Annotated in this window: 21 protein-coding genes; 13 read left to right on the top strand and 8 right to left on the bottom strand. The window is 57.5% G+C overall.

Annotated features, from left to right (window positions below):
• Positions 1–70 precede the first annotated feature (70 nt).
• The gene (locus BGIM_RS53205; RefSeq protein WP_020473526.1) at positions 71–1,378 is read left to right on the top strand and encodes an AAA family ATPase; all 1,308 of its coding nucleotides are present in this window, start codon (positions 71–73) and stop codon (positions 1,376–1,378) included.
• A 1-nt stretch (position 1,379) separates the two neighbouring features.
• Here the strand turns inward: BGIM_RS53205 and BGIM_RS0130790 are convergent, their stop codons facing one another.
• The 4 genes from BGIM_RS0130790 to larB form a co-directional block, all read right to left on the bottom strand.
• Positions 1,380–2,180, bottom strand: a complete 801-nt coding sequence (locus BGIM_RS0130790) for a peptidylprolyl isomerase (protein WP_020473525.1) — start codon at positions 2,178–2,180, stop codon at positions 1,380–1,382.
• Positions 2,181–2,207: 27 nt separating this feature from the next.
• Complete coding sequence (mch, locus tag BGIM_RS0130785; RefSeq protein ID WP_020473524.1) at positions 2,208–3,137, bottom strand: methenyltetrahydromethanopterin cyclohydrolase; 930 nt, start codon at positions 3,135–3,137, stop codon at positions 2,208–2,210.
• 68 nt (positions 3,138–3,205) lie between these two features.
• Positions 3,206–4,237: an HD domain-containing protein gene (locus BGIM_RS53200; protein WP_020473523.1), complete on the bottom strand. Its 1,032-nt coding sequence runs from the start codon at positions 4,235–4,237 to the stop codon at positions 3,206–3,208.
• Between the two features lie 12 nt (positions 4,238–4,249).
• Positions 4,250–5,017, bottom strand: coding sequence for a nickel pincer cofactor biosynthesis protein LarB (larB, locus tag BGIM_RS0130775; RefSeq protein ID WP_020473522.1), 768 nt, complete (start codon positions 5,015–5,017; stop codon positions 4,250–4,252).
• A 116-nt stretch (positions 5,018–5,133) separates the two neighbouring features.
• Between larB and BGIM_RS0130770 the strand changes: the two genes are divergently transcribed.
• Genes BGIM_RS0130770 through accC form a run of 3 tightly spaced genes read left to right on the top strand, consistent with a single transcriptional unit; the run spans position 5,134 to position 8,210 of the window.
• Positions 5,134–6,240 carry a M24 family metallopeptidase gene (locus BGIM_RS0130770; protein WP_020473521.1) on the top strand — a complete coding sequence of 369 codons (1,107 nt, stop codon included), beginning with the start codon at positions 5,134–5,136 and terminating at the stop codon, positions 6,238–6,240.
• A 52-nt stretch (positions 6,241–6,292) separates the two neighbouring features.
• On the top strand, positions 6,293–6,790 hold the full coding sequence (gene accB, locus BGIM_RS0130765; RefSeq protein ID WP_020473520.1) for an acetyl-CoA carboxylase biotin carboxyl carrier protein: 498 nt from the start codon (positions 6,293–6,295) through the stop codon (positions 6,788–6,790).
• Positions 6,791–6,845: 55 nt separating this feature from the next.
• Positions 6,846–8,210, top strand: a complete 1,365-nt coding sequence (accC, locus tag BGIM_RS0130760) for an acetyl-CoA carboxylase biotin carboxylase subunit (protein ID WP_020473519.1) — start codon at positions 6,846–6,848, stop codon at positions 8,208–8,210.
• A gap of 130 nt (positions 8,211–8,340) precedes the next feature.
• Here accC and speA read toward each other — a convergent pair whose 3' ends face one another.
• Positions 8,341–10,281: a biosynthetic arginine decarboxylase gene (gene speA / locus BGIM_RS0130755; RefSeq protein ID WP_020473518.1), complete on the bottom strand. Its 1,941-nt coding sequence runs from the start codon at positions 10,279–10,281 to the stop codon at positions 8,341–8,343.
• 276 nt (positions 10,282–10,557) lie between these two features.
• On the opposite strand from speA, the gene BGIM_RS58555 reads away from it, so the two are divergent.
• Positions 10,558–14,940 (top strand): ThuA domain-containing protein, encoded by a 4,383-nt coding sequence (locus tag BGIM_RS58555; protein ID WP_162136303.1) that lies wholly within the window; start codon positions 10,558–10,560, stop codon positions 14,938–14,940.
• 9 nt (positions 14,941–14,949) lie between these two features.
• On the opposite strand, the gene BGIM_RS63515 is transcribed toward BGIM_RS58555, so the two are convergent.
• Complete coding sequence (locus BGIM_RS63515) at positions 14,950–15,378, bottom strand: response regulator transcription factor (protein ID WP_157369549.1); 429 nt, start codon at positions 15,376–15,378, stop codon at positions 14,950–14,952.
• 509 nt (positions 15,379–15,887) lie between these two features.
• Here BGIM_RS63515 and BGIM_RS0130740 point away from each other — a divergent pair.
• Positions 15,888–16,682, top strand: a complete 795-nt coding sequence (locus tag BGIM_RS0130740) for a hypothetical protein (RefSeq protein WP_157369548.1) — start codon at positions 15,888–15,890, stop codon at positions 16,680–16,682.
• Between the two features lie 13 nt (positions 16,683–16,695).
• Here BGIM_RS0130740 and lexA read toward each other — a convergent pair whose 3' ends face one another.
• Positions 16,696–17,322, bottom strand: coding sequence for a transcriptional repressor LexA (lexA, locus tag BGIM_RS0130735; RefSeq protein ID WP_020473514.1), 627 nt, complete (start codon positions 17,320–17,322; stop codon positions 16,696–16,698).
• A 160-nt stretch (positions 17,323–17,482) separates the two neighbouring features.
• Between lexA and trpD the strand changes: the two genes are divergently transcribed.
• From trpD to BGIM_RS63510, 4 genes are all read left to right on the top strand, one after another.
• Positions 17,483–18,526, top strand: a complete 1,044-nt coding sequence (gene trpD / locus BGIM_RS0130730; RefSeq protein ID WP_020473513.1) for an anthranilate phosphoribosyltransferase — start codon at positions 17,483–17,485, stop codon at positions 18,524–18,526.
• Between the two features lie 15 nt (positions 18,527–18,541).
• Positions 18,542–19,468, top strand: a complete 927-nt coding sequence (locus BGIM_RS0130725) for a nucleoside hydrolase (protein WP_020473512.1) — start codon at positions 18,542–18,544, stop codon at positions 19,466–19,468.
• 36 nt (positions 19,469–19,504) lie between these two features.
• Positions 19,505–20,275: a hypothetical protein gene (locus BGIM_RS0130720; RefSeq protein WP_020473511.1), complete on the top strand. Its 771-nt coding sequence runs from the start codon at positions 19,505–19,507 to the stop codon at positions 20,273–20,275.
• Positions 20,276–20,411: 136 nt separating this feature from the next.
• Positions 20,412–20,576, top strand: coding sequence for a hypothetical protein (locus tag BGIM_RS63510; RefSeq protein WP_020473510.1), 165 nt, complete (start codon positions 20,412–20,414; stop codon positions 20,574–20,576).
• 7 nt (positions 20,577–20,583) lie between these two features.
• On the opposite strand, the gene BGIM_RS53185 is transcribed toward BGIM_RS63510, so the two are convergent.
• Positions 20,584–21,048, bottom strand: coding sequence for an FHA domain-containing protein (locus BGIM_RS53185; RefSeq protein ID WP_020473509.1), 465 nt, complete (start codon positions 21,046–21,048; stop codon positions 20,584–20,586).
• Between the two features lie 193 nt (positions 21,049–21,241).
• Here BGIM_RS53185 and BGIM_RS0130705 point away from each other — a divergent pair, with 193 nt between their 5' ends.
• From BGIM_RS0130705 to fumC, 3 genes are all read left to right on the top strand, one after another.
• Positions 21,242–22,270, top strand: coding sequence for a zinc-dependent alcohol dehydrogenase (locus BGIM_RS0130705; RefSeq protein WP_020473508.1), 1,029 nt, complete (start codon positions 21,242–21,244; stop codon positions 22,268–22,270).
• A 7-nt stretch (positions 22,271–22,277) separates the two neighbouring features.
• Positions 22,278–23,072: a sulfite exporter TauE/SafE family protein gene (locus BGIM_RS0130700; protein ID WP_020473507.1), complete on the top strand. Its 795-nt coding sequence runs from the start codon at positions 22,278–22,280 to the stop codon at positions 23,070–23,072.
• Positions 23,073–23,107: 35 nt separating this feature from the next.
• Positions 23,108–24,528, top strand: a 1,421-nt coding sequence (gene fumC, locus BGIM_RS53180) for a class II fumarate hydratase (protein WP_020473506.1), incomplete at its 3' end; no start/stop codon positions are given.

The raw sequence follows: 24,528 nt of genomic DNA, 5'->3' as shown, positions 1-24,528 counted from the left end.
CTCACCACTCAAGTCGCGATCATCGAATCACGTTTCCGCTCATCGATCCTTAAGCTAACATAACGTTACCATGCTCATTCCAGATCCCTCGCTCGTCGTGTTAATTGGTCCTTCGGGCAGCGGCAAATCAACCTTCGCCCGCAAACACTTCAAGCCAACCGAAATTCTCTCTTCCGACGCTTTTCGAGCCATGATCTCCGACGACGAGAGCGATCAACACGCGACTCCCGGCGCGTTCGAGTTGCTCCATTTGACGGCCGCGAAACGCCTGCAATACAGCCGCCTGACGGTGATTGACGCCACCAACGTGAAGACAGAGGCCCGGCGGCAGTGCTTGGATGTTGCCCGCAAATACCATCTCCCGGCCATTGCGATTGTGTTCCAACTGGACGAGGCGACCTGTGTGGCTCAAAACCAGCAACGCCCGGACCGGCAGGTTCCGGATCAGGCGATCAAACGCCACATCGCCACGCTCGACCAGATGGTCCGTCAGATTCAACATGAGGGCTTTCGGGAAATCCGTGTGTTCCGCACGGCCGCCGAGGCGGAAACGATCACGATCAAGCGACAACGACATGATTCGTGGAAGCGACACCTCAACGGCCCGTTTGACCTCATCGGGGACGTGCATGGTTGCCTCCCGGAACTCCTCGAATTACTGACAAAGCTCGGCTACGGACTTGAACAAATCCCTGAAGCCGATGGCGGCAAGGTGTGGGAGATCACGCCCCCGGATCAGCGGCAGTTATTGTTCGTCGGCGATTTGGTGGACCGGGGACCGGACACGCCGGGGGTGTTGAGATTGGTCCGGCACGCCATCCGGCAAGGAAAGGCTTTGAGCGTGCGTGGCAATCACGACGACAAATTACAGCGAAAACTCTCCGGAAGAGATGTCAACATTTCCAGCGGTCTCGCCGACTCGCTGGAGCAGATTTCACGGGAGCCAATCGGATTCGCCGAGGAAATGCGGGGGTTTCTCGATTCGCTGCCGCTGCATTTGGTGTTCGACGGCGGGCGGTTGGTGGTGTCCCACGCCGGACTCAAGAGCGAATTGCACGGCCGGGATTCAGACCGCGTCCGGGCCTTCTGCCTCTTCGGCGACACCACCGGAGAATATGACCAATACGGATTGCCAATCCGCCTCAACTGGGCGGCCGATTATCACGGCTCGGCCACCGTCGTTTACGGACACGTCCCCACCTACCAGCCGCAATGGGTGAACAAGACTCTTTGCATCGACACCGGATGTGTGTTCGGCGGCTGGCTCACCGCCGTTCGCTACCCGGAAATGGAAATGGTCTCGGTGCGCTCCCACGGCAAATTCGCCGATCCAAAGAAGCCATTCATGCCGACCGAAGAATCGCTCCCGCCGACGTGATTCAACTCGTCAGGGGAATCTGCCCGGCATTCAGGGCTTCCAGCAGGGGAAACTCAATCGGGGCCTTGCTGAGTTCGTTTCGCAGCCAGCCGTCAAAAAGTTCCTTGCGGATGCCATTGCGAATGCCGTCATCCATTTCGGCGGGCAGGAACTCTTCAACTCGCACGACCAGATACCCTTGCCCGGCTTGGATCGGTCCAAGTAATTGGCCGATTTCCGCCTGAAAGATGATGTTGGCCAGTTGTTCGTTCAAATCTACCCGGCGAATCACGCCGCCATCGCCGCCTGAATTTTTCGTGGCCAAATCAAGTGACCGCACTCGTGCCTGTTCGTCAAAATTGGAACGTCCCGAGCCAATGGCGTCCATCGTGTCACGGGCTTCGCCTTCCGAACCGACCAGCACACGCCGGAACCGAACGCGGGCAAACCGTTGAAGATTGGCGTTGAACGCCTGCTCCACTTTGGAATCCACAACGCTGCGGCGAAGTTTTTCAACCAACAAGTCGCGTTCCAAACCGGCGGCAAAGTCCGCTTCGCTGATGGCTTCCCGAAGGAACCATTCACGGGTTTGCTCGGCGCTGGCCATGCCGTTCCGCATGCGGAACTGATCAGCGGCCTGTTGCAGTTCCAACTCCGAAACCGTGATACCGGATCGACGCGCCCGCGAGACGAGATACGTCTCCACGAAGGCGTCAAGCAGCATCGGCCGCAAACGGCGGGATCGCTTCATGGCATGAAGGAAATCACCCAACGAAAGCGTTTCCGAACCGTGTTGCACGGCCGGGCGAATCATATCCGGCATGAGAGCCTCGCCAAAATAGAGAGAATGTTAGGAACCAAAAGATTGCTGAAGAATATCCGGGGCCAGCCTGCCAAACACCTGCACACGGCCCGTTCTGACATTGCGAAATTCGATCATCGCCGGAGAAAACAACATGGGGTCGATCTTGTAAAAATCCCCGTTGTTCCGCTGAAAAATCTCCGCAAACGGGGAACCGTAGTCGGGAGACCCGCCAGAGGGGCATTTCGGCCCGATCTCGGCGATTTGAGCGTCATCCGAGTTGACCCACAGCACCACCCGACCACCGTAAAGAATCGCGTCATTCGTCCAGCCAATGGCCCGAATCGTGTCCGCAGCCACCGGAGCCAGCGGGGCGACACCGTAGCCAGACAAGATAGTGGTCAGATCGAACTTGAGTTCGTGAAGTTTGTGCAAAGCTGTTTCGAGGCAGCGGGCCACCACTTGAAGCGTGCCCGCCATGCTTTCACACGGGGCATAGGCCAGAATGAGTTTCTCGACCCCCGGCAGGCGTTCTTTGAGATAAGCAATCACCCCATCGGTGGGGGCTTTGCGAGTCTCCAACGCCCCGATGGCGACGGTTGAAGATTCGCGGCCGTTCGGGAGGTGTTCAAAAATGGCTTCTTTGCCGTAGATCGCCCGCATCGGGCCGGAACCCATCGCAAAGTATTTTTCAACTTTTACCTGCCAGCCCGCATATTGAGAGGCGAGACAGGCCCGCACGGGGTCATCGGAAAACACCTGCACGGCCGGGCCGTCGTCTCCCGGAACAAGTGTTACCGTGCCACGATCCGCCAGACACAAGCGGGCGAGCAGAAGGCCCGCAGACAAACTACCGGGTGTTCCGGATCCGCAGTCGATCAGGGTCGCGGAACCGATGTCACTCACGGCGCAACGAAGATCGCCCGCCCGTCGGATGAGTTCGTCGGCACAAACTTGTGCGGAGAGATTCAGGGACATCGGATCGGGGCTTCCGGGGCATTCGTTTTGATTCATGATAGAAACGGAATTCGCCCCGCGTAGACCGGTCAGACGGTTCGACCTTTGAAGAGTTGCTTTCCAAGCACCGGATCGCGGTCGGTGAATTCACCCGTCGCGGCATCTCCTGACAGGCAACGGACATACATTTCCATCTTCGCGTCCAAATCGTCCGCATGGTGAAGAATCAACACTTCCGGAATCAGAGGCAGTCGGGGAGAACCCCATTCTGGCAATGTAAGATAGGTCAACAGCATGTGTTCCAGCAGTTTCAACAGCATCGGATCAAGATCGGGGTGATTGCGGGCCGCTTCTCGCAGCATGTCACGGCCAAGGATCAAATGGCCGTAAAATCGTCCGTCAGTCGTCTGGTTCACCGGATCAGTGGGAAGTTCGGGAAGCGCCAGTTCTCCGATCCGGCCAAGTTCATGCAGGGCAGCCCCGGCCACCACCAGTTCGACATTAATGGGCGGTTTCGAGTCCGGGTAATTCTCGTGATAATCATGGGCCAGTCGCAGGGCTTTGCGGGTGACCGAAAGCGTGTGTTCCAGCCAGCCCCCTTGGAACGGATAATAAGTTCGCTGAGTGGCCGGGAGTTTTTTGATCGCCTGAGAGTGGGTTTCCAACAATCCGACCGTCAAATCCGCGAGGGCGGGGGTGGCCACATGGCGGCGAACCAGCTCAATCAGTTCGCGGAACATTTCCTCCGAGTCGAAACGGGATTTCTTGACATATTCCCCGATGTCAAAACCTTCCTGTTCGTCTCGTTTCTCGACCGGGCGAATCTTGTCGATCTCGATTTGCGGCCCGTATTTTTCGTGTTCAAAATAGGCGCCGTGGATTTTGTAAAACCCTCCGGCGATCCATTCTTCTTCACAATCTTTGATGAAATCGCTATCGGCCCAAACCATCATCGTCGCCGTTCGGCGGGCATCGCGGAAACGGCAGATGAAGTACGCCTTGCCATCGCGCGTCGAGTTTTTGGTCTTCTCGGCCAGCAAGGCAAAGAATGTCGCCTTCTCGCCGGACTTGAGATCACTTAATTGGCTGATGACAGATCTCGGAGTTTTGGCGGATGACACGGTCGATTCTCCTCACTCCCGGTTGGCTGACATTCGTTTGCAGATAAGGGCCGCCGAATAGCCTGCCTTGAATCCGGCATCAATGTTGACCACCGTGACACTGGCCGAACAGGCGTTCAGCATCGTCAGCAACGGGGCCAGCCCTTGAAACGCGGCCCCGTAGCCGATGCTTGTGGGAACCGCGATCACCGGACAATCGGCCAAACCGCCGACAACACTTGGCAACGCCCCGTCCATCCCCGCGACCACGATAATCACATCCGCGTTGTTGATGTTGTCACGTTGTTTTAACAATCGATGCAACCCGGCAACACCGACATCGGCAATCAATTCCACCGCACAACCCAACACGCGGGCCGTGACCGCCGCCTCGCGGGCCACCGGCAAATCGGCGGTTCCGGCCGTCAGCACCAGCACCTTGCCGGTGGCGGGTACGCTTGGTTCAGCCACGGGCAGCCAAAACGTTCTCGCCAACCGGTCTTGTTCGGCCGTCGGAAAACACCCTTGCAAGTGATTCGCCTGGGCATCACTGACGCGCGTGCCAAAACAATCCTGCCCGGCGCCGATCAATCGACGGGCGACCCCCTCCACCCACTCGGGGGTTTTCCCTTCGCAGAAAATCACCTCCGGGAAACCACATCGCCGTTTGCGATCAAGGTCCACGCGGGCGTAACCGAGATTGCCGTCCTCCTCAACGGCAAGCCGGCCCACGGCATCATCCACGGTCAACCGGCCGTGACGCACCTGCTCCAACACATCTCGTAACTGATCCGGGCTCATGGGTCAAAACCACGTCTTTCTTCTGTTTTTCGTATTCCAATGAACCACAAAAGACAGCGGCCATCGGACGGGATTCGCCCTATCTCATTCGGAACGAACCATTGTGAAGATTATTCATGGATCAGTTCCAGCGTCGGCGAAAAGAACTCATGCAGGCCGTCAAAGCTGCGAAAGTTGACGCCCTGCTTGTCTCCAAAGCAGTCAACGTGAGCTATCTGACCGGCTTCACCGGGGATGCCAGCTTTTTGCTAGTGACCCCCAAACGCTGCATCATCCTGAGCGACGAGCGATTCCGCATTCAGTTGAAGGACGAATGCCCGACGGTGGAAGCCGAGATTCGCGGAGCCGACCGGAACACGTTCCAATTGACGGGGGCAATCGTCGGCAAACTAGGTCTGCGGGACATGTTCGTCGAGGCAACAGGTTTGACGTTGAATGAATTCGAGACGTTGAAGGATCTTTGCAAATCGGCCAACCTCGCCCCGAAAAACGGGATGGTCGAGGAATTACGGGCGATCAAGGACACGGACGAAGTGGACCGGATTCGCCACGCCATCCGAATCGCCGAGCAAAGTTTCCTCGCGGCGAAGGCCCTGCTGCGGCCCGCCGACACGGAGAAGGGCATTGCCGATTTGATCGACCAGTTCATCAAACGACTCGGCGGCACGGGACACGCTTTCTCGCCGATTGTCGGCGTGGGAGAGCGATCCGCCCTGCCCCACTGCCCGGTGACGGACAAACCGCTTTCAGATTCGTGGTTCATGCTGGTGGATTGGGGCGCCGAAATCCGTCAGTATCATTCCGACCTGACACGGGTGATTCCCACGCCGGACGCCCGGCGACGCAAAGCCGTTGAAAGCAAGCTTCAAAAGACATACACCATTGTTGCGGAAGCACAGGCTCGCGCGGTCGAAAAGCTTCGTCCGGGGATTCACGTCCGCGAGGCGGACAACGCGGCCAGGGGCCACATTCGGGACTCGGGTTTCGGCGATTACTTTAATCACGGGCTCGGTCATGGTTTGGGTCTTGAAGTCCACGAGGCCCCGTCCATCCGGTGGAACTCCGAGGATGTGCTGAAGGCCGGGATGGTGGTCACCGTCGAACCGGGAATTTACCTGCCGGACATCGGCGGGGTCCGGGTCGAAGATGACTTCCTCATCACGGAGGACGGCCCGGTTCGACTGACAACGCTTCCCCGCGAGTGGGACGCTTATTTCAACTGACGAGCAAAAACTATTCGGGCCAAAGACTGGCCCGATTGGCGGAGGACGACGAGTGGCCGACGAACACAAGGGGACGCCGAGTCCGTTTCACGTGGACACGGTCCGCGAGATCATCTCGTTGATGGACAAATTCGGGTTGAGTGAAATCGACCTCAACGATGGCGACCAACGGATTCGTCTTCGCAAAGGCCCGCGAATTGTTCCCGGCGCCAGCCTGCCGGCGCAACCGGCCATGATGGCGGCTCCCTTGGCCGTCGCGCCGGCAGTGCCAGCCGCGGCCGCCGAACCGGCCAAAGCCGACAAGAAATACATTGAAATTAAGAGCGAACTGGTCGGCACCTTTTATGCCAAGCCAGCCCCGGACAAGGACGATTTCGTTAAGGTCGGCAGCAAAGTCTCGCCGGACACGGTCGTTTGCAAAGTCGAAGCGATGAAGATCTTCAACGACATCACGGCCAAAATCTCCGGAAAAGTCGTCGAAGTATGCGTTCAAAACTCGCAGTTTGTCGAGTTTGATCAGGTGCTATTCCGGGTCGATCCGAACGGATGATCGCCCCGCGCCCGTTCGTATTCCAATTTTCCCTCTAGTCTGACGCGAATCCATCATGTTTCAACGGGTTCTGGTTGCCAATCGTGGTGAGATCGCCCTGCGGGTGATCCGCGCCTGCCGGGATATGAACATCGGCGTGGTGTGCGTTTATTCCACGGCCGACAAAGGCGCTCCCTGGCTCTCTCTCGCCGATCAAGCGGTGTGCATCGGCACCGGCCCGGCGGCGGATAGTTACCTGAAGATCCCCCGCATCATCGCCGCCGCCGAGAAGACCGGAGCCGACGCGATTCACCCCGGCTACGGATTTCTTTCTGAAAATTCGTCTTTCGCCGAGCAATGCCGGGAAAGCCGGATCGAGTTTATCGGGCCGCCCCACGAGGCCATGCGGAAACTCGGCAACAAGAACGAAGCAAAGATCATCGCCCGAGCCGCGAAGGTTCCTCTGGTGCCGGGTTCTGAAGGGTTGATTACTTCCGAAGAGGAAGCTCTCAAGGTGGCCCGGCAATACGGTTACCCGGTGCTCATCAAAGCAGCGGCCGGCGGCGGCGGGCGCGGGATGCGGGTAGCCCGTGACGACGCGAGCCTTCTCACCGGATACGTTTCGGCGAAGCAAGAAGCCGAGGCGGCCTTCAAAGATGGCAGCGTGTTTATCGAGAAATATCTCGAACAACCCCGCCACATCGAAGTTCAATTGTTGGGCGACCAGCACGGAAACGTGATTCACCTGTACGAACGGGATTGTTCACTCCAACGCCGCCATCAAAAGCTCGTGGAGGAATCACCGGCCCCGAATCTTCCACCCAAAGTCCGGGATGAGATTTGCAAATCGGCCGTCCGGCTTGCCAAAACGGCCGGATATTACAGCGCCGGAACGTGCGAATTCTTGCTCGACAAGCAGAACAACTTCTACTTCATTGAAGTGAATTCCCGCATTCAGGTGGAACACCCGGTCACCGAATTGGTGACCGGCGTGGACTTGGTCCGCGAGCAAATCCGCATCGCCGCCGGTGAAAAGCTGAAGTATCGTCAGTCGGACATCGTGCAAAAGGGAAGCGCCATCGAGGTCCGCATCAACGCGGAAGACCCGGAAGCCAACTTCCAACCCTCCCCCGGCCGGATCACGCAATGGTACTCCCCCGGCGGTCCCGGCGTCCGTGTGGATACTCACGCCCGCACGGGTTATGTTGTGCCACCAAATTACGATTCATTGGTGGCAAAGTTGTTGGTGCATCAGCCCACGCGGGAAGAATCCATCCGTGTGATGCGTCGGGCGTTGAATGAGTTTGTGGTGGAAGGGATCAAAACCACGATCCCGATTCACAAGCGAATCTTTAACACCGCCGCTTTCGTTGATGGTGTCGTCGATACCACGTTCATTGAGCGGGTCTTTTACAGCCCCGGAAATGAATCGCCGAAGTAAGAAGCAAGAAGAGTTCACGCAAAGATCGCCAAGGGCCGCTGAATAAAGGCAATGATCCTCTGATTTCAGAGTCATCCAACTTTATTCAGCGGCCCTTGGCGATCTTTGCGTGAACTCTTCGCTTTTAAAGTCACTCTTCCAAATACGTGTATCCGTCCATTCCCTCTTCGTAAAACCGCAGGAATTGCCGGGCTTCGCGGGAGTTGATTCTTCCCGAGCGAACGGCTTTGTCCACGTCTTTACGCATCCGTTCGACCAGTTTTTCAGACGAGAACTGCACGAAGCTCAGCACTTCGCTCACACGGTCGCCGGGAATGAAGTCGTCGATCCGGTAACCGCCGTCATCGCTTAGGTTGATATGAACAGCGTTCGTGTCGCCGAACAGGTTGTGGAGGTCACCGAGGATTTCTTGGTACGCCCCGACGAGGAATCCCGCCAGATAATACGGTTCGCCAATGATGTGAGGATGCAACTCAAGCGTGCCGCGAACATCTCGTCGGTCGATGAACTGATCAATCTTGCCGTCCGAATCGCAAGTAATGTCGCCCAGGACGGCCCGGCGGGTGGGGGCTTCGCCAAGCCGGTGGATCGGCATCATCGGAAACAGTTGCTTGATCGCCCAAGAGTCTGGCATCGACTGAAACACGGAGAAATTGCAGAAATACGTGTCCGAGAGCATCGTTTCGAGGTTGGTCAACTCTTCGGGAACGTAGTCCAGTTCCTTGAACAACCGCTGAATCTTTCGACCCACCGCCCAGAACAATCGCTCGGCCAGCGCGCGTTGCTCGATGGCCATATAGCCGAGATTGAACAGGTTGAGCGTTTCTTCAATCGCCTGCGTTGAGTCGTGATAGCTTTCCAAGAAGTTCCGCTTGTTCATCTCTTTGTGGATCGTGAACAAGTCGCGGATCGGTTGCGGCGAATCTTCGGGGATTTCATCCGGGGCCACACACTTGTCGAAATTGGACGTGCCCAGCACATCGAACACCAGCACGCTGTGATAGGCCACGACGGCCCGGCCGGATTCACTGATGATGGTCGGATGGGGAACGCCGGTTTCGTCGCAGACGGCCTTCACTCGGAAGATCACGTCGTTGGCGTATTCCTGTAGCGTGTAGTTAACGCTCGATTCAAAATCGGTCTGCGAGCCATCATAATCGATACCCAAGCCGCCGCCGACATCCAAGAACCGCAGACCGGCCCCGGCTTTGTATAGCTCGGTGTAAACGCGGGCCGCCTCGGTGAGAGCGTCCTTCACCTTGCGGATATTGGTGATCTGGCTGCCCAAGTGGAAGTGCGTGAGTTGGAGGCAATCCTCCATCCCGCGGGCTTTAAGATAGTCAAGGACTTCCAGCACTTCCGTCAGCGTCAGGCCGAACTTGGAACGATAGCCCGCGCTGGATCGCCAGCGCCCTGAACCCCGGGAGGCGAGTTTCACCCGCACGCCAATCACCGGCCGGACATCCAGTTCCTCGGCGTGCTTCACAATGAGTTCGAGTTCGCTTAATTTCTCGACGACAGGGATGATGTTTTTGCCAATCTTCTTGGCCAGCATCACCATTTTGATGAATTCATCGTCCTTGAAACCATTGCAGATGATCGGCGTCTCGCCGCCGTCGGTGATGGCCAGCACGGCCAGCAGTTCCGGCTTGCTGCCCGCCTCCAGCCCGAAGTTGAATGGGCGGCCAAAGTCCAGAAATTCCTCGACCACGTGGCGTTGCTGGTTCACCTTGATCGGATATACGCAACTGTAAGACCCTTGGTATTCCGCGTCCGTGATGGCCTGTTTGAAGGCCCCGGCGATCTCGGAGACGCGGTGTCGCAGGATATCCGCGAACCGCAGGAGGATGGGGACGTTGAAATCCTGCTCCTTGAGTTCGTCAATCAACAACTTCAGGTCGATGGACTCGTCCTGTTTCTTGTTCGGGTGAACGGTGACGTGTCCCTGTTTGTTGATCCCGAAATATCCCTTTCCCCAATGCTTGACTCCGTAAGTCTCAAGCGAATCGGCGATTTTCCATTGACGGGACGATTCCGAGTCGGTTGGGGAGCGGTCCACAGTTTTACCCATCAAAGGAATCCTCGGGCCATGCAATGGTGACGGTTCGTCGAGTCCGAACGAACAAGCGGGGTACGGAGAATTGCCCTATCATATTTTCGCACTTCCCCCCGTTCAATCCAACCTGCCCGAACCGTTCGGAAATTCTTGGAATTCTCGAAATATCCACTCATCGGTTCTTCACATCGAATAACCAATCGTGTTTTCCGTCATGTGATTTAGCTGGCGTGATTTTACTTCCCGTCATACGATGCGCTACTCCATCGCCTTCCGAACATGGCCAACCACATGCGAACACTTTTTTCACTGCTTCTTTTGCTTATCGCCGGTTCCCTCCCGGCGGCCGAACCGGTGAAAGCCAAGAAAATCGTCCTCATTGCCGGGCCGATGGACGGAAGCCACCCGGCGGGGACACATGAATACGAAAAAACCGTCCGGCTGTTCAAGCATTGCCTCGACTCGGCTGCCAATGTCAAAAACATCCGCACCGAGGCCCACTTGCGAGGATGGCCGGACCGCCCCGCGACTCTCGACGATGCCGACACGATTGTGTTTGTGAGCAGCGGATCAGACCGGAACGCAAAGGATCATCCACTCCTCGTCGGGGACCGGATGGCCACGCTGAAGAAGCACATGGATCGTGGTTGCGGGTTGGTTCTCGTTCACTGGTCCACGTTTCTGCCGAACGATTCGGCCGGGGATTCCATTCTTGATTGGGTCGGCGGCCATTTCGATTACCAGAGCGGACCCGCGAAGAACGGCTGGTATTCGAAGATTCAAACCGTGATGGCCAAGGCCACGCCGGGCGAACATCCCACCACGCGGGGCATCAAGCCCTTCGAGATCCTCGACGAGTTTTATTACAACATCAAGTTTCGGCCCAAAGAACCGAAGGCAACGCCGATCCTGAATGTCGAAATCGGCAAAGAAGGTTTACAGACCGTTGGATGGGCCTTGGAACGGGCCAACGGCGGCCGGGGGGTTGGTTTCACCGGCGGGCATTTCTTCGACAACTGGCGCAATGATTCGTATCGGAAACTCCTGCTCAATTCGATCCTCTGGACGGCCCATGCCGAGGTGCCGGAAGATGGTGTCCGAAGTGAATTCATCGGCGACCGGGAAATCAATCTGGTGACCGTCGGCAGTCCCGCCCAGGCGTTGATTCTCACCGGGCACGACGGACCGTTCCATAACTGGCGGGAAACGAGCCAGATGTTGAAAACGATCATCGAACGGGACGGACGGTTTCGCTGCCGGATCATTGATGACGTGGAGTTTCTGGCCCGCGAAGACTTGAGCGGATACGAGTTGATCGTCCAAAACTATGTGAACTGGCAACGGCCCGGATTAAGCGATGCGGCGAAAAAGAACCTGCTGAAGTATCTCGAATCGGGTCATGGGCTGGCGGTGATCCACTTTGCCAACGGAGCTTTTCACTCATCGTTGCCCGATGCCAAGGAATCGGACTGGCCCGAATATCGCAAGATCGTCCGACGGGTTTGGGATCACACCAAAGGCAAAAGCGGTCACGATTCCTACGGCAAATTCCCGGTGAAGATCGTCGGCAAGCATCCGATCACCGAGGGAATGACCGATTTCGAGACAACCGACGAACTCTATTACCGACAACAAGGGGACGAGCCGGTCGAAGTGCTGGCCACCGCCAAATCTCGCGACACCGGGAAAGACGAACCGCTGGCGTGGGTCTACCAGTACGGCAAAGCCCGCGTGTTCCAGACGGTGCTGGGCCATTCGGCCGAATCCCTTCGCGGCGAAGGCCCGGCCCTCCTGATCCGTCGGGCTTGCGCGTGGGCGGCCAATCGGGAAATCCCTGTGATAAAGACCCCGACCCCGGTGGTTCGCCAATTGCAATTTGGCGAGGGGAAATTCGACAAGGCTCTTGATGCCCGAGCCATCCCCGCCAGCATCGAGGGGGACGACCGTTACCGCAAGCCTCCCTTCTCGGTGGAATGTTGGGCCAAACTTTTCTCCAAAACCAACTTTAATGTGCTTGCATCTTCCGATCCGAAATCATCGGCGCGTCATTGGGAGATTTACACGTTTTCGGGCACGGGGGTGTTGAGTGTTTTCATGCCGGGAATGCAAGCTTCCGCGATTCAATCATCCGTGAACATTTGCGACGGCGCATGGCATCATGTGGCGATGACTTTCGACGGCACGACGGTGCGTCTTTGGGCTGATGGCAAGATGGTGACCGAGCAGAAAGTGACGGCAAACAAATCACTCGCCAATGTCGATGGCCCCCTCCTGATCGGCGGAGCCTACGCCCCGGATCATCGGGTGGGTTCCGATGGCTTGGTTGATGATGTTCGGATTTCCAAGATCATCCGGGAATTTAAGGCTGTCCCGGCGGCCGCTCTCGAACGGGATGAGCATACGATCAGCCTTTGGAAACTGGACGGCAACGAAGGCATCAGCGCGGACACCAACTGGACGCCACCGGCCAGCGTCGCTGGCGAAGCCTGGGAACGAGAGACGGACAAGGACTGGGTGGACGGTCGCTTTCAAAAGACCGACACCGGCCCCTTCCAAAATGCGACCATCGATTACACCGGCCCCGTTGGCAAAGGCCGGGTGTACAAGGCAACGGCCATCAAACTCGGCGACAAACAAGAAACCTCGTACTTGTTCGACCGGAACCAACTTCGCTTCGCGGCCACATGGTCCGGCGGGTTCTTGAATCACAGTTCCCGGCGGTTCGGTCTGCTGAACACACCCACCCCGGCGGGAACGGTGACCTTCGGCACCTCCTCCACGCTGGCCGGTTGGGCGGATGACAAAGGCAACTTTGCCACTGTTCATCCAACAACGGCGCCAATTCCCAAAGAATGGGCCAAATTCAAAGGACTATCCCTTGATGGCCAGCACACCTCACTGCATTACACCGTCGGCAAAACGACGGTGACCGAAACCCCGTGGGCGGAGACGATCACCAAAGGAACGGCAGTCATCCGGACATTGTTGCTCGAACCACATCAAGAGGCGTTGAAATGTCTGGTCGCCGAGTTTCCCGGCGGGAAATTGATCAATATTCCGAGCGGCATTGCGGTGGTCAGTCTGGATGGCACACAAGCCAGGATGATTACCTTGCACGGGGAAGCAACCCTGGAGATCGATGCGAAGGGAATCGTCTCGGCCGCCCTGCCGCCGACCGCCAAAAGACAGGGTGTCGAAGTGGTTTACTGGACCGGATCGGCCGAACAACAGGGGGATTTTCTTCGGGCGGTCAAATCCCGACCGGCCGTCAAAACAGAAGTGGAAACCAAGGAGAAGACTCTCCCGCCGCCCCGTCGCTGGACCAAGGAAATCACCACCCAGCTTGAATTCGGCAAAGACGCTGATGCCCCGCTGGTGATTGACACCTTCGCCCTCCCCTACCAGAATCCGTACAACTCGTTGTTTTTTGTGACCGGCGTGGATTTCCTGCCGGACGGTTCCGTGGCCATCTGCACCGCCCACGGCGATGTCTGGATCGCCAGCGGCGACTTCAGCAAACCCGGCCCGATTCATTGGACACGCTACGCCACCGGGCTTTACCAACCCCTTGGCTTAAAGGTGGTCGAAGGAACAATTCATGTGTTGGAACGCGGCCAGTTGACAGCCCTGACGGGGATGGGCGAAGCCAGTTTTTATCGCTGCGTCAACAACGACTGGCACACCGGTGGGGGAGAACACTCTTACGACACCTGTCTGGAGACCGATCCGGACGGCAACTTTTACTTTTTCAAGACAGGCGACGATCACACTCCGACCGGCGGTTGTCTGCTGAAAGTGAGCAAGGATGGTTCGATGATGGAGATCTTCAGCACCGGGTTCCGGCACCCCATCGGGTTGGGAATGTCGCCGACCGGCGTGGTCTCCGGGGCGGATCAAGAAGGGAATTGGATGCCTGTCACCCGTCTTGATCTATACAAGAAAGGCGGTTTCTACGGGGACATGCGGACGCATCATCGGGTGGAACCGCCGAAGACATACGACCCGCCGTTGTTGTGGCTTCCCAAAATCGCGGACAACTCGGCCGGGGGACAGGCTTGGATTCCCGATGAAAAATGGGGATCGCTCGGCGGGTCGATGTTGCACCTCTCTTATGGTCGCTGCAAGGGCTACGCCATCCTGCGGGACGGCACGAAGTTTCAGGCAGCCGCCGCCGACCTTGGGTTGAAGTTTTTGTCCGGTTCGGCTCGGGCGCGTTTCAATCTCAAGGATAACGGATTGTATGTCGTCGGACTCGACGGCTGGCAGACGGCGGCCGAAAAGGATGGTTGCCTGCAACGAGTGCGGGCCACCGGGAAACCGTTCAACATGCCGGTGGGATTCGCCACTTCGGAGAACAAGATCGAATTGAAGTTCGACCGGGAGATCGACCCGGCCTCTTTGATCGGCGACAAGGGTTTTGTGGTGGAACGCTGGAACTACCGCTGGAGCGCCACGTATGGCTCCAAAGACTGGTCGCTTGTCGATCCGAACAAAGAAGGCCACGATCTTGTGGGAATCAAGGGCAAGACGCTCTCGGAAGATCGCCGCACGGTGACCATCACCCTGAGCGATCTGGCGCCCTGTATGCAATTGCGGATCGTCTACAAGCTCACCGGCCCTGGTGGGAAACCCATTGAGGGCACGGTGTACTCAACGATTCAGGAAAAACCATGATGATTGGTTTTACCAAGAAATTGGAAGATGTTGCGGCTCCGGCCCGGCGACGGAGATCCCACCGGGGATGATCGGGCAGAACCGCTCGACGGCTTCCATTAATTGAGAGATGCGGACAGGTTTGTTCAGATACGCATCAACGCCGAGGAACTCAGCGTAAGATCGTTGTTGATCGCTTTCATTGCCCGTCAACATGATAATGGGAATTGGCAGGTTGTGTTGGTGTTTGACCCGCTCAATGACAAGGAATCCCGACACTTTCGGCATCATCATGTCGACGATGATCAAATTGGGACGCTCGCCGACGGCTTTGCCGATTCCCATCTCCCCGTTGCAAGCCTCAATCACCCGATAACCCTGATCCTTGAGAATCATTTGCAATGATTCTCGGATGTTGGGATCGTCGTCGATCACGAGGACGGTCGGAGAGTTCGTCATGCGAGAAACGCGTTCTTGCGAGCCGTTCAAAAAAGAATGTCCGTAATCCGTCCGCATATGTGCCTTCCTTGGCAGTTTTTGATGCGTGAACCATAGATGAAGTTTTGCCCGCATGCAAATGGCCGCAACGAAAACGACTCTCTTCCTCTCCTGGCACAATATTGCGACCGCACAGTACCCGCAGAAATCCAATTCAGGATCTCTTGCGTTTTTGCGGAATGAATCGCGGGGGATCGTACCATCCATGCACTGTTTTGTGAGATATGCTTTGTTTGGTTTGTGATGCGGTTGAAACGGGTTCGCGGGGTGGCGGGATGAACGGAATTTGTGCGACATGCCGACGGCCGACCATGCGGGGGGTGGAATGCCCCCGGTGTGCGTCATCGTCTTCCGGCGGGGCGGCATCTCGGGCGTTTCCCGCTTCTTGGCGTGATTTCGACCCGGAAACACCTCGTTTTTTTCGCCGAATGCTCTTTGGTTTGGTTTGTGTCTTTGGGTGCTTCGCCGGCTTGGATCACCTGGCGACGGCCGTTCTGCTTTGGATTCCCGAGCAACAAGCCCCGACCGAGCAGATGCTCATTGGCATTCTGCTCGCTTCCTGCCTGCTTGGGGGGTTGGTCGCCGGGACCGCCAACCGGAAAGCGGAACTCACCGGTCTGACAGTGGGGGTTCTCGCGGCGTTCGGCCATCTCTGGCAGCTTAACCGGACTGGGGAAACCCTTCCGGGAGAATGGGTTTTCGGGTTCCCTCTGATGGCCGGTTTGGTCGGAGTGATGGCCGGTTTCGCCGGACGCCTGATTTACCCCCCGGTGCCGATTGTCCCGCTAATCGGTTCTTCTGGAATCCGCAGCCTCGCCATCGAACCGACCATCGAGACACCGGTGGTCATCTGGCGGGTTCTGCTCGGCGCGGCCCTGATCGTTGCGGGAACATACTGGGCCGGATCGTTACAACACCATTTGTCCCGGATCATCGGATCCAAGTTTGGCTCGTTTGGCGGCAGTTCAATGGTGGTTTGGCAGATGGCCACGTTGGCGGCCGTGCTCGGTGGAACGCTGGCCGGGGCAAACACCGCTGCCGGGTTGAAACAAGGAATGCTGGCGGGATTACCGGCCGGATTGGCGATTGCCGCCATGCACTGGAAATATGGCGGGGAACGCCCGATGGGAGTGGAATTCTGGCAGGATCAACTCTCGCTCAACCAACAAGCCCCGGCTCTTTTGGGGGTTCTGGTCGGGTCGGTAACGTTGATAAGCACCCTCGGCGGATGGCTTGGTTCACGGTTGCTTCAGCCGAAGAAGTGATCAAATCGCCCGCTCAACATTTGCGGACGACCCCAACCAAAATGCCCACCAAACTGAAATTTTGCTCCTCGGGATCGATCACGATCGGGGGCAACATGCTATTGGATGGCTCCAACACGATCTGATTCTTACGGCGGTAAAACTTCTTCAATGTGGTGCTTCCATCAATCATGGCCACCACGCGGTCACCGTTCTCGGCCGTCTCTTGGCGGCGAATAATCACGATGTCCCCTTCGTCGATGTGATCCTCGATCATCGACTGCCCCTTGATCCGCAGGGCAAAGTGATCCTTGCCGGCGAAAAGTTCGCCCAAGTCCACCTGTTCGTTTTGGGGAACCGCTTCTATCGCCGGTCCGGCGGCCACCAGCCCGAGCATGGGAAACACAGCCGGCGTGGTCCGCATTCCGGGAATTGTGATCGCCCGCGCGGCTGATTTGTGGTTCAACACCCCTTTGTTTCGCTCAATGAATCCCTTCTTTTCAAGGGCTTTCAGATGGCACATCACGCCATTGGGGGATACGATGTCAAATGCCTCGCCAATCTCCCGGATGGATGGTGGATAGCCGCGTTCCACAATTTTATCGCGGATAAAAAAGAGAATTTCGTTTTGACGGGGAGTGATCGTACTCGTGTCGGACATGGGAGAATCCAAACCATTGCACGACTATTACACGTGCGAAGAGTGATCAGACCATATTTACATACCTATAAATTAGTATATGTGACATCCGTACAGATGGAAAGGCACTTCCGGACATAAGTTCTTGAATCAATTCGGTCTGTTCCCGTAAAGTGGAACCATGAACAGCGATTCTTTGCCGCATTTTCGGAATCTTCTGAAGCACTTGCTCGACGGACGAGATTTGTCCCCCGATCAGGTGAACTCATTCCTCACGGATTTGGTGAGCCAGCCGTTCGACGAGATTTCTGCCGGAGCGGTGTTGACTGCGTGGCGCATGCGCGGCGAGAAGGCTGGCGAAATCGCCGAAGCGGTGCGGACCATGCGGCGGTTTCAACGGTCGCTTCCCTCGCCGGCCGGACCGGTTTTGGACACTTGCGGCACCGGCGGCGACGAAAGCGGCACATTCAACATCAGCACGGCCGTTTCCTTGGTGGTCGCCGGGTGCGGGGTCCGGGTCGTCAAGCACGGAAACCGGGCGGTGTCGAGCCGGTCGGGAAGTGCCGATGTGTTGCAGGAACTTGGCGTGCCAATCATGGCCGGGCCTGAATGGGTCGAGACGACGTATGCGAAAACAGGATATGCGTTCTGTTTCGCCCCGTCGTTTCACCCGGCATTGGCCAAGGTGGGTCCGCTTCGCCGGAAACTAGGTGTGCGAACCATCTTCAACCTGCTTGGGCCGTTGTTGAATCCGGCGGGTGCCGGGCATCATCTCCTTGGGGTTGGTATTCCGGGGTTGCTGGATACGCTCGCCGGGACTTTGTTGAATCTGGAATGCGAACAAGCCATCTTGGTGAGCGGTCGAAACCGTCTCGACGAGGTCAGCCTGAGCGGGCCAACAGATGTGCGGATTGTTTCCTCAAAAGGGATTGTTTCGACGGTCTGGACACCAGATGATTTTGATTTGGAGCCGGTGGAACTTTCGGAAATTCAGGCCGCGGATGCGGTGGCGAGCGCCGGAATCATTCGGCGTGTCCTTGAGGGGGAAGCCGGTCCCGCCCTACGAATGGTGCTGGCGAACGCGGCAGCCGGCCTGCTGGCGGCCGGGGCCGTCGGTTCCCTGACCGAAGGAGTGGGACGGGCAAGGGAAGCGATCCGGTCCGGCCGGGCCAATGCGGTCCTGCGAGAACTTCAAACGTCGGCGGCCGATCTGGTCTCGGCCTGAACAAGGAGCCATTTCATGCCCCAGAAATGCATCATTATCGGCGATCCGGGAATCGACACGGCTTTTGCCATGTCGCTAGCTCTGCACGATTCGACGCTCGACCTGCTTGGTCTGGTCGCCACTCCGGGCAATGTCACGGCGGAACAGGCGACCAAGAATGTGCATTTGCTCATCAATGCCGTCGACCCGCCCAAATGGCCGCGATTGGGGGCGGCCCTGTCCATCGATTATGAAATGGACGGAACCCGCCTCCACGGAACGGACGGGCTTGGCAATGTCGGCTTTCCCCCCGTCTCGCTGCATCAACCCACGCCAGGCGACAAGCTCATCGTGGAATTGGTCCGGCAGCACCCGCATGAGGTGATTATCCTCGTGCTGGGACCGGCGACCATGTTGCAACGCGCGTTCGACCGCGACCCGGAATTGCCTTCCCTGATTGACCGGGTCATTATGATGGCCGGGACGTGGAAAGAACCAGGCAATTACTCGGCAACGGCCGAGTTTCATGCCGCCTGTGACCCCTCTTCCCTCCGGGGTGTTCTTCGATCGGCCGCCAACATCACGTTAATCCCGCTTGATGTTTCCCGCAAATTGTTCTTTTCCCCCAGCGACTTGTTGGAACTCCCCTCCCCGGAATCGGCGACCTGTCGATTCCTGCGAAAAATCGTCCCCTACGGTATCCGGGCGAGTTGTAACCTTTACGGTTCGGAGGGCTTCCACCTGAAGGACGTGCTGGGATTGGTCGCCCTGGCCCGACGGGAACTGCTCACCTCGGAACGGCATTTCGTTGATGTGGAACTCCGGGGCGATCTCACCCGCGGGATGACCGTCTTCGACACCCGGTCAACCCCCGCTGGAAAGCCCAACGCCAATGTGGCAACCAGTGTTGACGTGGTTGGCGTCCGGGATTACATCACCAAGATTTTGAAAACCGCCGGTTGACGCAAAAACACACCAACCTTCCCGGAGAATTCGTTCATGATCCGACTGTGGACCCTGCTCTTCGGGATGACTTGCGGCACATTCTCGCTGGCTCAAGAAAAATCGAAACCAATCGACCCGCCGCCGGCCGACGAACTGGCCAAGGTGATCCGCACGTTTGTCTTGAGCGCCCTGCCGACGCCGCTGGCCGAACAAAACAACGACTGGGGCAAACAAAAAAACGTGACCGTCGGGATCAAATGGGAGAAATCCGGCATTCTTCTGAAGCCCAAACCAATGCAGGGGCTGAGGAACGACGGCACTTGGCGTCGCCTGCGTGTCGATGCAGACAACCCGGAACAATCGCTGAATGTGATCGTGCGAAATGTGCAAAAACCGGCTCCGGGGGTGATGACCTTCGAGCTGGTGGTCACGCTCAACGTCCGCATCAAGTTTGAGCAACAAGTCTGGATGGCCGGGGAACGTGTCTACAGCGGGGAAACACGGGCTCGCTGCCGGCCAATCTTGGCGATGCAATGCGAATCGATGACCAAGGCTGTTAAGACAGACAGTTTTTTTCCGGATATTACCATGCGGATGCGGATCTTGAAGGCGGATCTTACCTACGACCAACTTGTGGTGGAACACACGGCCGGGGTGGGTGGCGATTTGGCAAAGACCCTCGGAAAAACGGCCATCGACCTGCTGAACCAATGGAAGCCATCACTGCAAAAGAACATGCTGGAGAAGGCAAATCAGGCCATCGTCAAGGCGGGGGATACAAAAGAAATCAAGCTGGGCTTGGGGAATCTCTTCGGCGGCAAATGACAACCGCCTTGTGTTTTACTCTCTGTCGGGAACACTAATGCCGAGAATGATTCGATGCCATTGCGGGGGTTCTCCCGAATGCAAATTATGTTCGGGAAATGGAAAGTATCCCTACACCCCCGGCAATTTGGGGTACATGCCCTTTGTTTGTCCCACCTGCGAGGGCAAGGCGAATTTGAAGGATGATGAAGGAAAGACTTATCCGTGCCTGACGTGCAAGGGAATCGGAAACGTGGACCCAGCCAATCCACCCGTGGCGGGAATGTGGGATGTGCTGTCCAAAGTATTGTTCGGCGCGTGATCCGCTGTCACTTCTGCTTGGCCGGTTCCTGCGGATAAACATCCGGCAGCGGGTTCGCCTGCACCATCGGCAGGTCCGCTTCCGAATCGTCGCCAATCTCCCCCGGTCGTTCGGACTGATCGATCAATTTCTTCAAATCCCGGCCGTCAAGTTGTTGCGTGTATTCATTGGGGCTCAGCGGCTCATCGTCGTGCGCGACTTGCACGGTGTATCGAAGGCTGGCAATAAATAACTGATCGTTCGGAAGCAGCGCGGCCCGCCGGACTCGCTGGCCGTTGACCCGCGTTCCGTTGGTGCTGCCCAAATCGCGAATGAGCAACAGCCCGTCGTTCTTGACAATCACGCAATGCTGCTTCGAGATGCTCTTGTGGTCCAAGAGGACATCACAATCTTCGCGACGGCCCACGACAATCAGATCCTTCTCGATTTCGACGGGCGATCCGCCGTCCATTGGGACCAGTCGGACCCGCATATACACGCCCCCTGATGGATGGGAAGGGAGAGACGAGCAACTTCTCTGGTAATGTAGATTTAGCGTCCCGGTTCCATGAATGCCAGACAATTTCTCATGGAACACCCGGCTTTCCCCTGCCGACGGGACGCTCTTTCGTCATGGGTCATAGAATGCCGGAGCATTAAACCGATCCTTCCTCTGTGGTGTGTCCATGAAAGTGGCTCAGGCTCAACTCGTCGAACCGTTCAAGGTGGAAATCCGGGATGTGGAACTCCCCTCCCCGGCCGCCAACCAGATTTTGGTGGAATGCCACGCCAGCGCCATCAGCGCCGGGACGGAACTCGCCGTGTACACCGGAACCCACCAGTGGCTCCAAGACCCCAAGATGACGGATTGGAAATTCCCCTTCCGGCCCGGATACAGCGCGGCCGGGGTGATTGTCGCCGTCGGATCGGACATCAGGGGCTGGAAGGCCGGGGATCGAATCAGTTATCCGGGCAACCATGCCTCCCACGAACTCATGACCATCGGACACGAACGGGGCCGCTGGTGGAAACTGCCGGAAAACCTCGGGTACGAGAAGGCGGCCCTTGCCTGCATCTCCCGCTACGGTTTGGGCGGCGTGTTGCGGGCCGGCCTGACGCTCGGCCGTTCGGTCGCCGTGCAAGGTCAGGGAATCATCGGCCAATTCGCCCTGCGATGCGCGCTGGCCGCCGGTTGTAATCCCGTCATCGGCATCGACTCGGTTCCCATGCGGCGGGAAGCCTCCCTCGCGGCCGGTGCCTCGGCGGTGATTGATCCGTCGGCGACCGATGCGAAGGCCAAACTAGCCGACATCCTCGGCGCGCGTGGAGCCGAAATCGTCATCGACGCGACCGGCGTTCCGGATGCGGTGCCCGTGGCAATGTCGCTGGCCTGCGACGGCGGACAAGTGATTGTCGTCGGCAGTCCCCGTGGCAAAGCCAAGGATGTGAACTTCTACGACGACCTGCACCGTCGATACATCGAAGTGAGCGGCGCCCACGGCAACATGCTGTTCGAGCCGGCCCACACTCGGATGGCCGGGGCATGGGATATCAACAAGGCCCAGACTTGGCTGCTCGCCGCCCTCGCCTCCGGCCGGCTCAGCACGGAAAAGCTGGTGACCCACACGATCACACCGGATGGCATCGGAGCCGCCTACGAAGGATTGCTGAAGAACAAGGACACTTACCTCGGCGTCGTGGTGAAATGGAAGTGACGCCGCGATGAATGATTCGGCGATGATGTATCTGCTGTTGATTGGCTCGGCCTTTTTCGCCGGGGCTGTGAACGCAATGGCGGGAGGCGGCACACTGCTGACCTTCCCCGCCTTGCTGGCTGTTCCCGGCCTCACCTCGGTGCAGGCCAATGCGACCAGCACGGTTTCTCTGTTGCCCGGTTCGGTGGCCTCGGTGTTTGGCTATCGGGACGAGATCCGCAAAACGTGGCCGTTGGTCTCCCGCCTGATCCTTCCCAGCATTGTCGGAAGCCTCATCGGCACGCTGCTTGTCACCGAATTGCCGTCCAAAGTGTTCGATCAGTTGGTGCCGTGGTTGATTCTGACGGCGGCGGTCCTCTTCCTCGTCCAACCCGTCTTGAAGAAATTGATCCGGACAACGCACCACGAAAAACCCTCCGCCCGAATGGTGGCCGTCATCATGGGTGGCCAGTTCCTCATCGCGGTGTACGGCGGTTATTTCGGGGCGGGCATCGGTATTTTGATGCTCTCCGTTTTGCCGTTCATGGGGACGGACTCCATCCACGACACAAATGCGGCCAAAACCCTGCTCGCTTCGGTCATTAATCTAGTGTCCGTGGTCGTGTTCATCTGCCAAAAAGAAGTGGTTTGGACTTATGCGGCCGTCATGATCGGGGCGGCCATCGTCGGCGGATACGCCGGGGCCAGGGTATCACGGCGCATCCCGGCCAAATATGTCCGCTGGTTGGTGATCGCCATTGGCTTCAGCCTCGGGGCGTATTACCTTTGGAAACAATATGCCGCGCCGGGCGTTCAAGAATAAACTTCCGTTGATGCGTTTTTGCGAAAGGCCATTCCATGTCGAACCGCGTTGAAACCGACTCGATGGGCAAGATTGATGTCCCCTCGGACCGCTATTATGGGGCGCAGACCGCCCGCTCGTTGATTCACTTTGCCATCGGACAGGACAAGATGCCCCGGTCAATCATCCGGGCGTTTGGAATCCTCAAAAAATCGGCCGCCCAAGTGAATTTGCAACTCGGGTTGTTCAAGAAAAAAGACATCGAACCGGCTGCAAAGGTGGAATTCATCAGCAAGGCGGCAGATGAGGTGATCGCGGGTAAACTCGACGACCATTTTCCCTTGCGGATCTGGCAGACCGGCAGCGGCACGCAAACGAACATGAACGTCAACGAGGTGATCGCCAACCGGGCCATCGAACTCGCGAACGGGGTGATGGGGTCTAAAACCCCGGTGCATCCGAACGACGATGTCAACATGTCCCAGTCGTCCAACGACACGTTCCCGACAGCCATGCACATTGCCGCCGTCGAGGAGATCACCCATCGGTTGATCCCGAGCGTGAAGCAATTGCGGGATTCGCTGGTCGTCAAACAAAAGGAATTTGAAACGATCGTCAAAATCGGCCGGACCCATTTGATGGACGCCGTTCCGCTGACGCTTGGGCAGGAATTCTCCGGGTATGTCGCCCAACTCGATCAGGCGATTCAACGCATCGAAGCCAGCCTCCCCGGAGTGCTGGAACTGGCCTTGGGCGGGACGGCCGTCGGCACGGGCTTGAACAGCCACCCGGAATTCGCGGATAAAGTGGCGAAACGGATCGCCGAGGAAACGAAACTTCCCTTCGTTTCCGCCCCGAACAAGTTCGCCGCCCTGAGCGCGCACGAACCGTTGGTGGCCGCCAGCGGGGCCGTGAAGACGCTGGCCGTCGGCCTGATGAAGATTGCCAACGATGTCCGCTGGATGGCCTCCGGCCCGAAATGCGGCCTGGCCGAACTGACGATCCCCGAAAATGAACCGGGTTCCTCAATCATGCCGGGGAAAGTGAACCCCACGCAATCGGAAGCGATGACGATGGTGTGCGTGCAGGTGATGGGCAACGACGCAACCATCAGTTTCGCCGCCTCGCAGGGGAATTTTGAACTGAACGTGTTCAAGCCGGTCATCATTCACAATCTACTGCACTCGGTGGAATTGCTGACGGATGCCTGCCGGTCGTTCCGGGAGCATTGCGTGCAAGACAATGCCACCCGCGGAGGCATCAAGCCGAACAGAGTTCAGATCGATAAATATCTGTCAAGCTCGCCGATGCTTGTGACCGCACTGAACCCCCACATCGGATACGACAAGGCGGCCTCTATCGCCAAAAAGGCCCTGAAAGACGGATCAACACTGAAGGAAGCCGGTGTGTCGTTGGGCTATCTGACTGCCGAACAATTCGACGTGTGGGTAAATCCAGTGGACATGACAAAGCCGGG

Source organism: Zavarzinella formosa DSM 19928 (assembly GCF_000255705.1).
In the GTDB taxonomy this organism is placed as follows: domain Bacteria; phylum Planctomycetota; class Planctomycetia; order Gemmatales; family Gemmataceae; genus Zavarzinella; species Zavarzinella formosa.
The sequence above is the reverse complement of the archived record's forward strand: the minus strand, read 5'-3'. Positions and strand labels throughout refer to the sequence as shown.